Below are 12,460 nucleotides of genomic sequence, written 5' to 3'. Positions count from 1 at the left end.
TATACATTTTATCAATAGATTGCAGGGAAACATTGGCCAAAGACATCCCTCAGAACGATTTACTCTCTAACCAGGGCGTGGAGAAATGCGCAGCCGAACGAGATGAAGAGAGCTATGACTGTTCTGATAAATTGATACAAAACTCAGATAACCATTTAAAGGACAGCTTTAGAAAGAAGCTGAAAGAAATTGAATCAGCAAATTATTCACAATGGTGGATGGGCAGTGAAGAACAGCGCAAAACCATGAGCGCAAACTTTGCTAACAGCCAGAAAGCATGGGAGCAATATAAACTCACCTACTGTAAGTCAGCAGCGGCCCCCTATGAAAACACGCATGGATACGGTGATACCCTATCAAGCTGCTTTATAAACATGAACCAAAAAAGGATCGCTGAGATAGATATGATTTCAGTTGATTCGTCCAGGTGAAATAGAGGCACATAATGAAAAAATATATTGTGCTGTTTATACTGCTACTTCTCACACCCCAGCTTTCCTTTTCCCAAAGCATAATCAATAACCATGAGGTAGACCTCTGCATTCAAAAGTTCAATGACGAAAATAGTGAGTGCCTGGGTGACATTTCTGAAAAGTCAGAGAAAAAGCTGAATGAAGCATATAGCGCGAAGCTTAAGGAGTTAAAGAGTTTCGACTATAACCAATGGTGGATGGGCACCAGAGAGCAAAAAGATAACATGCTTCATCTCTTCAAGAAAAACCAGCAAAACTGGCTCATCTATCGATATGATTACTGCGGATTAGCCACTACTGCAACCCAAAACACCCATGGTTTTGCTAACGCCATTACCGCCTGTACGATAAACCTAAACAACTAAAGGATGAATGAAATCCGGATGATCATCCCCAGCCCCGCAGAGAAATAGCCGTTTCCCCGCAGCCTGCATGCACTATCGCGCCCTTTTACTTGACCTTCCCCTTAATGGAAGGTTTAAGCTTATGGACAGTTAGCCAAAACAACGGCTCAGTCAATCCTAAATTCACAGGAGTATGATGATGTCCCACACAATTGAACTGGCGCTGGAGGGTCTCTCCTGCGGCCACTGCGTCAAACGGGTGAAAGAGAGTCTTGAACAGCGGCCCGACGTTGAGCGCGCTGAGGTCACCATCGAGCGAGCAGAAGTCATTGGCAGCGCCGATGCAGATGCGCTGATCGATACCGTTAAACAGGCCGGATACGGGGCGACGCTTAGCCACCCAAAGGCTGATCCGCTGGCAGAGTCATCACCTCCGTCGGAAGCACTGACAGCGGCCGAACCAGAGCTTCCGGCAGCGGATGATACCGACGACAGCCAGCAGCTGTTGTTGAGTGGCATGAGCTGCGCCAGCTGCGTTACCCGAGTACAGAAAGCCTTGCAGGCGGTACCCGGCGTAACCCAGGCACGGGTCAATCTGGCGGAGCGCTCTGCGCTGGTAATGGGCAGCGCTTCCGCCGCTGAATTAGTAAGCGCGGTGGAGAACGCGGGCTACGGCGCGGAGGCGATCGACGATGACGCCACCCGCCGCGAACGGCAGCAGGAGACCGCCATTGCTACCATGAAACGCTTCCGCTGGCAGGCGATTGTTGCCCTGCTGGTGGGTATCCCGGTGATGGTTTGGGGTATGGCAGGTGACAATATGATGGTCACCGACGCCAACCGCAGCCTCTGGCTGGTTATCGGCCTGATCACCCTTGGGGTGATGGTCTTTGCCGGGGGCCACTTCTACCGCAGCGCGTGGAAAAGCCTGCTCAACCGTACCGCGACCATGGACACCCTGGTCGCACTGGGTACCGGGGCGGCCTGGCTCTACTCCATGAGCGTTAACCTCTGGCCGACGTGGTTCCCGATGGAGGCGCGCCATCTCTACTATGAAGCCAGCGCAATGATTATCGGCCTGATTAACCTCGGCCATATGCTAGAGGCTCGCGCCCGCCAGCGTTCATCGAAAGCGCTGGAGCGCCTGCTCGATCTCACCCCGCCTACTGCCAGGGTAGTGACCGACGCTGGGGAAGAGACCGTTCCCCTTGCCGAGGTTCATCCGGGCATGACGCTGCGCCTGACCACCGGCGATCGCGTTCCGGTGGACGGAGAGATTATCCAGGGCGAGGCCTGGCTTGATGAGGCGATGCTGACCGGTGAACCGGTTCCGCAGCAGAAACAGCGTGACGATACGATCCATGCCGGGACGGTGGTCTCCGATGGCAGCGTGCTGTTTCGTGCCAGCCGCACCGGCAGCCACACCACCCTCTCGCGGATCGTCCGCCTGGTGCGTCAGGCTCAGAGCAGTAAGCCGGAAATCGGTCAGCTGGCGGACAGGATCTCTGCAGTCTTCGTGCCGGTTGTGGTCGCCATTGCGCTGATGAGCGGCGCGATCTGGTACGTTTTTGGTCCTGCGCCGCAGATTGTCTATACCCTGGTGATCGCCACCACGGTGCTGATTATCGCCTGCCCCTGTGCGCTCGGCCTGGCGACGCCGATGTCGATTATTTCTGGAGTTGGCCGCGCCGCCGAGTTCGGCGTGCTGGTGCGCGATGCTGATGCGCTGCAACGTGCCAGCCAGCTCGATACGCTGGTGTTTGATAAGACCGGCACCCTTACCGAGGGTCGCCCGCAGGTGGTCACGGTCACAACCTACAGCGATCTCTCCAGCCAGCAGGCGCTGCGCCTGGCTGCCGCGTTGGAGCAGGGTTCAAGCCATCCGCTGGCCCGCGCCATTATCGACAAGGCCGGAACGGAGCCTTTGCCTGAGGTGATTAACTTTCGTACCCTGCGCGGGCTGGGTCTGAGCGGTGAGAGCGATGGTCGACGCCTGCTGTTGGGCAATCAGGCCTTGCTGAATGAACAGGGTATTGATACCGCCGTGCTGGAGAGCGATATCGCCACCCAGGCGGCCACGGGCGCGACGCCGGTGCTGCTGGCGGTTGACGGCAAGGCGGCAGCGCTGTTTGCCATTCGCGATCCGCTGCGTGAGGATAGCGTGGCGGCGCTGCAACGCCTGCATCAGGCGGGCTATCGCCTGGTGATGCTCACCGGTGACAACGCCGTAACCGCCAACGCTATCGCCAAAGAGGCCGGTATCGACGAGGTGATTGCCGGGGTGCTGCCCGATGGCAAAGCCGCCGCGATTCAGGCGCTACAACGCCAGGGCCGTCAGGTAGCGATGGTGGGCGATGGTATCAACGACGCCCCGGCATTGGCCCAGGCCGAAGTGGGTATCGCCATGGGCGGCGGCAGTGACGTGGCGATTGAGACCGCGGCCATCACCCTGATGCGCCACAGTCTGATGGGCGTGGCCGATGCGCTGGCTATCTCGCGCGCTACGCTGCGCAATATGAAGCAGAACCTGGTGGGGGCATTTATCTATAACTCGCTAGGCATCCCGATTGCCGCCGGGATCCTTTGGCCACTGACCGGAACGCTGCTCAACCCGGTGGTAGCCGGGGCAGCGATGGCGCTCTCCTCTATTACGGTAGTGAGCAACGCCAACCGCCTGCTGCGCTTTACCCCAAAAGAGTAGCGATTTGCACCTTCTCCCGGCTCGCGCTAGCATGAACTTTTCAGCCGGGAGAGCCTATGGGCCTGTTTAGCCGTTTAAAAATGCTGTTGGGCGCGCTGTATACCCGCACCTATTCGTGGCCCGCGCTGGACGTCACTCTGCCGGGCGGGCGTTACCTGCACCTTGTCGGCAGCATTCATATGGGCACCCGCGACATGTCTCCCCTGCCGGAGGGGCTGCTGCGCAAGCTCAAACAGGCCGATGCCCTGATCGTCGAGGCCGACGTCTCCGTTAGCGGTTCCCCCTTCTCTGAACTTCCTCCCCGCCCGCCGTTGGCCGAGCGGCTCGATCCTGCCCAGCTGGCCGATCTATCCCGCGTGCTGAACGAGCTGTCTCTGCCGCTGGAGACCTTTGACCAGCAGCCGGCCTGGAAAATCGCTCTCGTATTACAGGCAACCCAGGCCCAGCGACTCGGCCTGCGGCCCGACTACGGAATCGACTACCAGATGCTACAGGCCGCCCACGACAGGCAGATGCGGGTGATTGAGCTGGAAGGTACTGCGGATCAGGTGAACCTGCTCTGTCAGCTGCCGGAGGATGGTAAGGCGCTGCTGCTGGATACCCTTACCCACTGGCACACCAATGCCAGGCTGCTACAGGTGATGCTGAGCTGGTGGCTCAATAGCCCCCCTGCCGAGGCGTCACAGTCGCTGCCCTCTACCTTTAGCCAGCCGCTTTACGATGTGCTGATGCACCAGCGTAACCAGGCCTGGTGTAAACGGCTGCTGGCGCTGCCGCCGGGCCACTATGTCGTCGCAGCTGGTGCGCTGCACCTCTACGGCGAAGGAAATTTGCCTACCCTGCTGCAACAGAAAATTAGCGCCTAAACGGCAAGATGGTACTATTTTTGCGAACGTCGTCAGGCGTATGCTGAGAACTCTATCATCCGTGGTAAGAAGGATTTTTATGACTCCCGCCGTAAAGTTACTCGAAAAGAATAAAATCCCTTTTCAGCTACATAGCTACGATCACGATCCCAATGAAACTAACTTTGGTGATGAGGTGGTGCGTAAGCTTGGCCTGAACGCCGACCAGGTCTACAAGACGCTGCTGGTGGCGGTAAACGGCGATATGAAGCAGCTGGCGGTCGCGGTAACGCCGGTAGCAGGCCAGCTGGATTTGAAAAAGGTGGCGAAAGCGCTGGGGGCAAAGAAAGTCGATATGGCCGATCCCGCCGTGGCCCAGCGCACCACCGGCTATCTGGTGGGCGGTATCAGTCCGCTGGGGCAAAAAAAGCGTCTGCCGACGCTCATCGACGCTCCTGCTCAGGAGTACGCGACGATCTACATCTCCGGTGGCAGACGCGGGCTGGATATTGAGCTGGCGGCAGGCGATCTGGCGAAGATGCTGGATGCAAAATTCGCCGATATCGCCCGCCGGGATTAAATAGTCTGCCCAACCCCGTAGGCCGGATAAGACGCGTTAGCGTCGCCATCCGGCGTAGTAGCGTTACTGCCAGTTCACCTCGCCCTGCGGCTCAAGGGTTGCGGCATCCAACGGTGAATTTTGCTGGATGTACTGCTTCAGCACCTCGGCGTCGATAAAGCCGGTATTCACGTAGCCGGGCTTATCGTCCAGACGCGGATAGCCGTCGCCGCCGGTGGCGTTAAAGCTGAGCGTCGCCATACGGTAGGTTTTAGCGGGATCGATCGGTTCGCCGTTGATCTTCAGATCGTTAAGCTTGCCGTTGGCCATCGTAAAGCTGACGTGGCTAAACTGCGGATAGGCACCGGAGTTAGGCTTCATCTGCGCGACGGCGGTGAGATAGTCCACCACCTCTTTCCCGGTCATGTCGGCATAGACCACGACGTTGCCAAACGGCTGCACCTTCAGCACGTCTTTATAGGTGATATCTCCTGCCGCAATACTGTCGCGGATCCCGCCTCCGCTCATCACCGCAAAGCTCGCTCCGGTACGCGCCATCTGGGCGGCGAGGATCAGATGCCCAAGGTTGGTCTGTACAAAGCGCACCTTGCTGCGATCGCCCTCAAGGGGTGCATTCACAGAGCCAATTTTTACCGCCAGCTGTGCCTTGCCTTTGTTCTGGAACGGCGTCAGCAGAGAGAGCATCTGGGCGTTTTCAGGAATTTCCGGCGCATAGAGCACGCGCTCGCTGTCACCGTTGTCGTAGACAATCTTTTTCTTCAGGTTGATAGGGATCAGCTGATAGTGCACCAGCTTCATCTCACCGTTGCGGAACTCAAAGTCGGCACGGCCAACGTACTTACCCCACTCGTGGGCCTGCACGATCCAGATACCGTTCTGGCGGTCCGGTGCGCAGGGTGTGCCCGGCACGTAGTCCACCTGCTTTTTATTCTCCGCCGCCATACAGACCGGGTTTTGCGAATGACCGCCTACGATCATCGCCAGCGATCCCGCAGGGAGGCTGCGTGCCATCTCGACGTCGCCCGGCGCGTTGGAGCCGTGCTCGCCGTTGTCGTAGTGGCCCATATGGGTAGTCGCGATCAGGACGTCCGGGCGCTCTTTCTCATCGAGGTTATTCAGCTCCTGGATCACCAGCTTCGCCTCGTCGGCGGGCTTGCGGAACTCAATGTCGGTGAAGAACTCCGGATTGCCAATTTTGGCGGTGTCGTCGGTGGTCAGACCGATCACGCCGATTTTCAGATCCTGACGCTTGAAGATAGCCCACGGCTTAAAGAGGCGCTCGCCGGTGCTCTTCTGGTAGATATTGGCCGACAGGAAGGGAAACTTAGCCCACTTCTCCTGCTGGCGCAGCACCGCCATCGGATTATCAAACTCGTGGTTGCCCACCGCCATCGCATCATAGCCAATAAGGTTCATGCCGCGGAAGTCCGGCTCGGCGTCCAGCAGATCGGACTCCGGTACGCCGGTGTTGATATCGCCGCCGGAGAGCACCAGCACGCTGCCCCCTTCGGCAGCCACCTCTTTGCGGACGCTATCCACCAGCGTCTTCTGCGCCGCCAGACCATACTCCCGGTCGTCGCTACGCCAGAAGTGGCCGTGGTGATCGTTGGTATGCAGAATAGTAATTTTATAGGTTTTATCTTTTTCGTAGGCCTGGGCAGGCAGACTGGTTAGCCCCCACGCGGCGAGAAGCGCCAGCGCAACGCCCTGCTTTAACATATTCATTTCTCTCTCCCTGATGACATAACACACGCAAAAGTAGCGCGGGGACAGAGAATAAACAAATAGGATTTTATGTCTGCGACTTCCCTCAAAGAGTCGTCACGGGTATCTTAGGCTGCTAATAATCAGGAAGCATTAAGAACTCCTGCACTCCAATTAAAGACAAAAAGTGACATTTTATGGCAATGAATCAACCCGCCGACGCGCTTCCGGGCGCTAACGCGTCGCCAGCGCAGGGGCGCACGGCATTTGGCATTCTCGGGGCGATCAGCCTCTCGCATCTGCTTAACGATATGCTGCAGTCGCTGATCCTCGCGCTCTATCCCCTGTTGCAGGCCGAATTCTCGCTGAGCTTTGTGCAGATCGGCATGATCACCCTCACCTTCCAGCTGGCCTCCTCTGTGTTCCAGCCCGTTGTGGGCTACTACACGGATAAGCATCCAATGCCGTGGTCGCTGCCCATCGGCATGTGCTTTACCCTGTGCGGCCTGGTGCTGCTGGCGATGGCGGGCAGCTTTGAGATGGTGCTGCTGGCGGCAGCGCTGGTGGGTACCGGATCCTCCGTATTCCACCCGGAGTCCTCTCGCGTGGCGCGTATGGCCTCCGGTGGCCGACATGGTCTGGCCCAGTCCATCTTCCAGGTGGGCGGCAACTTTGGCAGTGCGCTCGGGCCGCTGCTGGCGGCGCTGATCATCGCCCCCTACGGCAAGGGTAACGTGGGCTGGTTTGTGCTGGCCGCGCTGCTGGCTATCGTCGTGCTGTCCCAGGTTAGCCGCTGGTACGCTGCCCAGCATCGGGTCAACAAAGGACGAAAAGCCGTTATTGAGCGCAGCCCGCTGCCGCGTAATAAGGTTATCCTGGCGGTAAGCATCCTGCTGATGCTGATTTTCTCGAAATACTTCTATATGGCGAGTATCAGCAGCTATTACACTTTTTATCTGATGCAAAAATTTGGCTTATCGGTGCAAAACGCCCAGTTTCACCTGTTTGCCTTCCTGCTGGCTGTAGCAGCAGGTACCGTGATTGGCGGCCCTGTTGGGGATAAGATTGGCCGTAAATACGTTATTTGGGGCTCTATCCTCGGTGTTGCCCCGTTTACGCTGATTTTACCCTATGCATCCCTCTACTGGACCGGCGTTTTAACCGCGATTATTGGTTTTATCCTCGCTTCCGCCTTCTCGGCCATTCTGGTCTATGCCCAGGAGCTGCTGCCGGGCCGTATTGGCATGGTTTCTGGACTGTTTTTCGGCTTTGCGTTTGGCATGGGCGGGCTTGGCGCAGCAGTGCTGGGGCTGGTCGCCGACCATACCAGTATTTTTGTAGTCTACAAAATCTGTGCTTTTCTACCACTTTTAGGGATGTTAACCATATTCCTACCTGATAACCGTCATAAAGCCTGATTCCACGGCGGCCAAAGGCAAACTTTGGCCGCCTGCGTTGCCCACGCCATAACACCTGCAAGGCCATCACTGCGCTAATCCCCTCTCAACCCCTTTTTTTGCTCCAGAGCGTGCTTTTCCTCAATATTCAACAATTATTCATAAACATAATGATTAAAATTGTCATAGACTGTAACTCGGGCTTCTGGTTTTTTGACCAGAAATGGATCCACTACCGCGAAAGGAGACGGAATGCATCACGCCACACCGCTTATCACCACCATTGTAGGCGGCCTTGTGCTCGCTTTTATCCTCGGCATGATTGCCAACAAACTGCGTATTTCTCCGCTGGTGGGTTATCTGTTAGCGGGCGTGCTCGCCGGTCCTTTTACACCTGGCTTCGTGGCCGATACCAAGCTGGCACCTGAGCTGGCCGAGCTGGGGGTGATCCTGCTGATGTTTGGCGTAGGCCTCCATTTTTCACTGAAGGATTTGATGGCGGTAAAGTCCATCGCCATTCCCGGCGCTATCGCACAGATTGCTGTGGCGACGCTGCTGGGTATGGCGCTCTCCGCCATGATGGACTGGCCATTAATGACCGGTATCGTCTTTGGACTCTGTCTCTCCACCGCCAGTACCGTGGTGCTACTGCGCGCGCTTGAAGAGCGGCAGCTTATCGACAGTCAACGCGGCCAGATCGCCATTGGCTGGCTGATCGTAGAAGATCTGGTCATGGTGTTAACCCTGGTACTGCTCCCCGCCGTGGCCGGCATGCTTGAAAAGGGTAACGTCGGGCTGGCAACGCTGTCGCTGGATATGGGTATCACCATCGGCAAGGTGGTGGCCTTTATCGCCATCATGATGCTGGTCGGTCGTCGCCTTGTGCCGTGGATCCTGGCCCGCAGCGCGGCCACCGGATCCCGGGAGCTATTTACTCTCGCGGTATTGGCCCTGGCGCTGGGCATCGCCTTTGGTGCGGTCGAGCTGTTCGACGTCTCCTTTGCCCTCGGTGCCTTCTTTGCCGGTATGGTGCTGAACGAATCCGAACTGAGCCACCGTGCCGCGCACGACACCCTGCCCCTGCGCGACGCCTTTGCGGTTCTCTTCTTTGTCTCCGTTGGGATGCTGTTCGATCCGAAAATCCTGATCGATGAGCCGCTGGCCGTTGCCGGAACGCTGGCGATCATCATCTTTGGTAAATCCATTGCCGCCTTCTTCCTGGTGCGCATGTTTGGTCACTCGCCGCGTACCGCACTCACCATCGCCGCCAGCCTGGCGCAGATTGGTGAGTTCGCCTTTATCCTGGCAGGTCTGGGCATGGCGCTGGATCTCCTGCCGCAGACTGGGCAGAACCTGGTGCTGGCCGGGGCGATCCTCTCGATTATGCTCAACCCGATCCTCTTCACCCTGCTGGAGAAGTACCTCGACAAGACCGAAACCCTTGATGAGCAGACGCTGGAAGAGGCCACCGAAGAGGAGAAGCAGATCCCGGTGGATATCTGCAACCACGCCCTGCTGGTAGGGTTTGGCCGCGTAGGCAGCCTGCTGGGTGAAAAGCTGATGGCGCAGGGTATTCCGCTGGTGGTGATCGAAACCTCACGTACCCGAGTGGATGAGCTCCGCGAGCGCGGTATTCGTGCGGTGCTGGGCAACGCGGCTAACGAAGAGATCATGAACCTGGCGCACCTCGACTGCGCCCGCTGGCTGCTGCTGACCATTCCTAACGGCTACGAGGCCGGTGAAGTAGTGGCTACCGCCCGGCAGAAGTGCCCGAACATTGAGATTATCGCCCGCGCCCACTATGACGACGAGGTGGACTACATCACCGAGCGCGGCGCGAATCAGGTAGTGATGGGCGAACGTGAGATCGCCAACACCATGCTGACGCTGATTGAGAAGCGCCCGGTGGAAGAGGCGGTCACCGGATAAACCGTCGCCCCGGTAGGTCATGCACCTCCGGGGCGTTTTCTTCCAACCGTGCCCTTCCCNAGATACCCGCCTGCCGCTGGCATTTTGTTAACAATCAGGGTATAAAGCCCTTTCAAACGGACATTTAGACATCTATACGTTTAGAAGGTGATATGCATACGCAGCAAGAGAATGGGCAGCTTAAGCGAACCATGAAAACCCGTCATTTGATTATGCTTTCATTGGGTGGCGTGATTGGCACAGGGTTATTTTTTAATACGGGATACATCATCTCTACGACAGGCGCAGCGGGAACGCTGCTGGCTTACCTGATTGGGGCGCTGGTCGTCTGGCTGGTGATGCAGTGCCTTGGCGAGCTTTCCGTGGCGATGCCGGTAACAGGTGCTTTTCATGTCTACGCGGCGCGCTATATTGGCCCGGCAACGGGTTATACCGTAGCATGGCTCTACTGGCTCACCTGGACAGTTGCGTTGGGATCCAGCTTTACCGCCGCCGGGTTCTGTATGCAGTACTGGTTTCCACATATTCCCGTCTGGATATGGAGCGCCCTGTTTTGCGTAGTGATTTTTTCGCTTAACGCGATTTCAACGCGCTTTTTTGCCGAAGGTGAGTTCTGGTTTTCACTCATTAAAGTCGCGACCATTATCGTTTTCATTATCTTAGGCTGCGGGGCGATTTTCGGTTTTATCACTATGAAGGATGGCTCACCTTCGCCGGGGCTGACCAACCTCACCAGCGGGGGCTGGTTTCCCCATGGCGGCTTGCCCATTCTGATGACAATGGTCGCGGTCAATTTTGCCTTCTCGGGTACTGAGCTTATCGGTATCGCGGCAGGCGAAACGGAAAATCCACACCACGCGATCCCGGTAGCGATCCGCGCCACCATTGCCCGACTGATCATCTTTTTTATCGGGACCGTTTTTGTCCTGGCGGCGCTTATTCCGATGCAGGTAGCAGGCGTCGAGAAGAGCCCGTTTGTGCTCGTCTTTGAAAAAATTGGCATTCCCTATGCGGCGGATATTTTTAACTTCGTCATCCTTACCGCTATTCTCTCAGCGGCAAACTCCGGCCTCTATGCATCGGGCCGCATGCTGTGGTCGCTGTCTAATGAAAAAACGTTGCCGAGCTGTTTTGCCCGCGTCAATAAGAACGGCGTGCCGCTGGTCGCGCTGACTGTCTCTATGCTGGGTGGCCTGCTGGCGCTGCTGTCTAGCGTTATCGCGCCTGACACCGTATTCGTTGCCCTCAGCGCCATTTCAGGCTTTGCCGTCGTGGCCGTATGGCTCAGTATCTGCGCATCACACTTTATCTTTCGTCGCCGGCATTTACAGTCGGGCAAGCCGCTGCACGATCTAAAATACCGCGCACCCTGGTATCCGCTGGTGCCTGTGCTGGGATTCGTGCTCTGTCTGCTGGCCTGCGTCGGTCTGGCGTTCGATCCAGACCAACGCATTGCGCTTTACTGTGGTCTGCCTTTTGTTGCCCTTTGCTACGGCACCTATTTTCTCACTCATAAAACCAACTCGACGGAGGCTGACTATGCCGCAGATTAATCCCCTTACCGCGCTGCTTAAAAGCCATCCCTTTATTGTCCTTGATGGCGCTCTGGCCACCGAACTGGAAGCGCGCGGATGCAACCTTGCCGATAATCTCTGGTCCGCCAAAGTATTAATGGAAAACCCGCAGCTCATTCGCGACGTACATTTGGATTACTTCCGCGCGGGCGCACAGGTAGCGATTACCGCCAGTTACCAGGCCACGCCTGCTGGCTTTGCGGCTCGCGGGCTGACCGAGTCGCAATCGAGATCGCTTATTGCGCACAGCGTGGCGCTGGCGCAGGAGGGGCGTGAAATTTACCAGGCGGAAAAGGCCAGCGCGGGTCCGCTGCTTGTGGCTGGCTCTGTGGGACCTTACGGCGCGTATCTGGCCGATGGTTCTGAGTATCGCGGTGACTACGTGCGTAGCGCCGAAGAATTTCAGGCGTTTCATCGTCCGCGGATTGAAGCGTTGCTGAATGCAGGTGCAGATCTGCTGGCCTGTGAAACCTTACCCTCGTTTGCAGAGATAGAGGCACTGGCAGACCTGCTGTTGGATTATCCGCAGGCGCAGGCGTGGTTCTCATTTACCCTACGTGACGAGAGCCACCTGAGTGACGGCACATCTCTCGCCCAGGTCGTGGACGCGCTGGCAAACTATTCGCAAATCGTTGCGCTGGGGATTAACTGCATTGCGCTGGAGAAAACGACCGCAGCGCTAACACATCTGCACAGCCTGACCGCGCTACCGCTGGTTGTCTATCCTAACTCCGGTGAAACCTACGACGCGACCACAAAAGAGTGGCATGCTCACGGCGGTTCATGCGCATCCCTGGTGGGGTATTTGCCACAGTGGTTAGAGGCTGGCGCGAAACTCATTGGCGGATGCTGCCGGACGAGCCCAAAGGATATCGCAGCGCTGAGTGAGAAGCGCCGGGTGGAACAGGCGATC

At 57.1% G+C, this 12,460-nt stretch carries 10 protein-coding genes; 9 read left to right on the top strand and 1 reads right to left on the bottom strand.

What is annotated here, in order from left to right:
• The 5 genes from FN633_RS08575 to ybaK form a co-directional block, all read left to right on the top strand.
• A partial coding sequence (locus tag FN633_RS08575; protein WP_208673984.1) for a lysozyme inhibitor LprI family protein occupies positions 1 to 431 on the top strand: 431 nt, incomplete at its 5' end.
• A gap of 14 nt (positions 432 to 445) precedes the next feature.
• On the top strand, positions 446 to 838 hold the full coding sequence (locus tag FN633_RS08570; RefSeq protein WP_154057422.1) for a lysozyme inhibitor LprI family protein: 393 nt from the start codon (positions 446 to 448) through the stop codon (positions 836 to 838).
• Between the two features lie 178 nt (positions 839 to 1,016).
• Positions 1,017 to 3,518, top strand: a complete 2,502-nt coding sequence (copA, locus tag FN633_RS08565; RefSeq protein ID WP_154057421.1) for a copper-exporting P-type ATPase CopA — start codon at positions 1,017 to 1,019, stop codon at positions 3,516 to 3,518.
• 56 nt (positions 3,519 to 3,574) lie between these two features.
• The gene (locus tag FN633_RS08560; RefSeq protein WP_154057420.1) at positions 3,575 to 4,384 is read left to right on the top strand and encodes a TraB/GumN family protein; all 810 of its coding nucleotides are present in this window, start codon (positions 3,575 to 3,577) and stop codon (positions 4,382 to 4,384) included.
• A gap of 79 nt (positions 4,385 to 4,463) precedes the next feature.
• Positions 4,464 to 4,943, top strand: coding sequence for a Cys-tRNA(Pro)/Cys-tRNA(Cys) deacylase YbaK (gene ybaK, locus FN633_RS08555; protein WP_042391687.1), 480 nt, complete (start codon positions 4,464 to 4,466; stop codon positions 4,941 to 4,943).
• Positions 4,944 to 5,006: 63 nt separating this feature from the next.
• Here ybaK and ushA read toward each other — a convergent pair whose 3' ends face one another.
• Positions 5,007 to 6,668 (bottom strand): bifunctional UDP-sugar hydrolase/5'-nucleotidase UshA, encoded by a 1,662-nt coding sequence (gene ushA, locus FN633_RS08550; protein ID WP_154057419.1) that lies wholly within the window; start codon positions 6,666 to 6,668, stop codon positions 5,007 to 5,009.
• A gap of 176 nt (positions 6,669 to 6,844) precedes the next feature.
• Here ushA and FN633_RS08545 point away from each other — a divergent pair, with 176 nt between their 5' ends.
• The 4 genes from FN633_RS08545 to mmuM all read left to right on the top strand — a co-directional run.
• Entirely contained in the window at positions 6,845 to 8,065 is a 1,221-nt protein-coding gene (locus tag FN633_RS08545; protein ID WP_154057418.1) for an MFS transporter, read from the top strand.
• Between the two features lie 231 nt (positions 8,066 to 8,296).
• Positions 8,297 to 9,973: a YbaL family putative K(+) efflux transporter gene (gene ybaL, locus FN633_RS08540; protein ID WP_154057417.1), complete on the top strand. Its 1,677-nt coding sequence runs from the start codon at positions 8,297 to 8,299 to the stop codon at positions 9,971 to 9,973.
• 152 nt (positions 9,974 to 10,125) lie between these two features.
• Positions 10,126 to 11,526, top strand: coding sequence for an S-methylmethionine permease (gene mmuP / locus FN633_RS08535; RefSeq protein ID WP_154057416.1), 1,401 nt, complete (start codon positions 10,126 to 10,128; stop codon positions 11,524 to 11,526).
• The coding region (gene mmuM, locus FN633_RS08530; protein WP_154058866.1) for a homocysteine S-methyltransferase at positions 11,513 to 12,460 on the top strand (948 nt) is incomplete at its 3' end. The genes mmuP and mmuM, both read left to right, overlap by 14 nt.

The sequence above is a fragment of the Pseudescherichia vulneris genome (genome assembly GCF_902164725.1).
In the GTDB taxonomy this organism is placed as follows: domain Bacteria; phylum Pseudomonadota; class Gammaproteobacteria; order Enterobacterales; family Enterobacteriaceae; genus Pseudescherichia; species Pseudescherichia vulneris.
Note: the sequence above shows the minus strand (reverse complement) of the source record. Positions and strands in the feature narration are given on the sequence as shown.

Bases quoted from the DNA above. Each gene is read 5' to 3' on its own strand.
- ybaL (WP_154057417.1), top strand. From the start codon at position 8,297: ATGCATCACGCCACACCGCTTATCACCACCATTGTAGGCGGCCTTGTG.
- ushA (WP_154057419.1), bottom strand. From the start codon at position 6,668: ATGAATATGTTAAAGCAGGGCGTTGCGCTGGCGCTTCTCGCCGCGTGG.
- mmuP (WP_154057416.1), top strand. From the start codon at position 10,126: ATGCATACGCAGCAAGAGAATGGGCAGCTTAAGCGAACCATGAAAACC.
- FN633_RS08545 (WP_154057418.1), top strand. From the start codon at position 6,845: ATGGCAATGAATCAACCCGCCGACGCGCTTCCGGGCGCTAACGCGTCG.
- ybaK (WP_042391687.1), top strand. From the start codon at position 4,464: ATGACTCCCGCCGTAAAGTTACTCGAAAAGAATAAAATCCCTTTTCAG.
- copA (WP_154057421.1), top strand. From the start codon at position 1,017: ATGTCCCACACAATTGAACTGGCGCTGGAGGGTCTCTCCTGCGGCCAC.
- FN633_RS08560 (WP_154057420.1), top strand. From the start codon at position 3,575: ATGGGCCTGTTTAGCCGTTTAAAAATGCTGTTGGGCGCGCTGTATACC.
- FN633_RS08570 (WP_154057422.1), top strand. From the start codon at position 446: ATGAAAAAATATATTGTGCTGTTTATACTGCTACTTCTCACACCCCAG.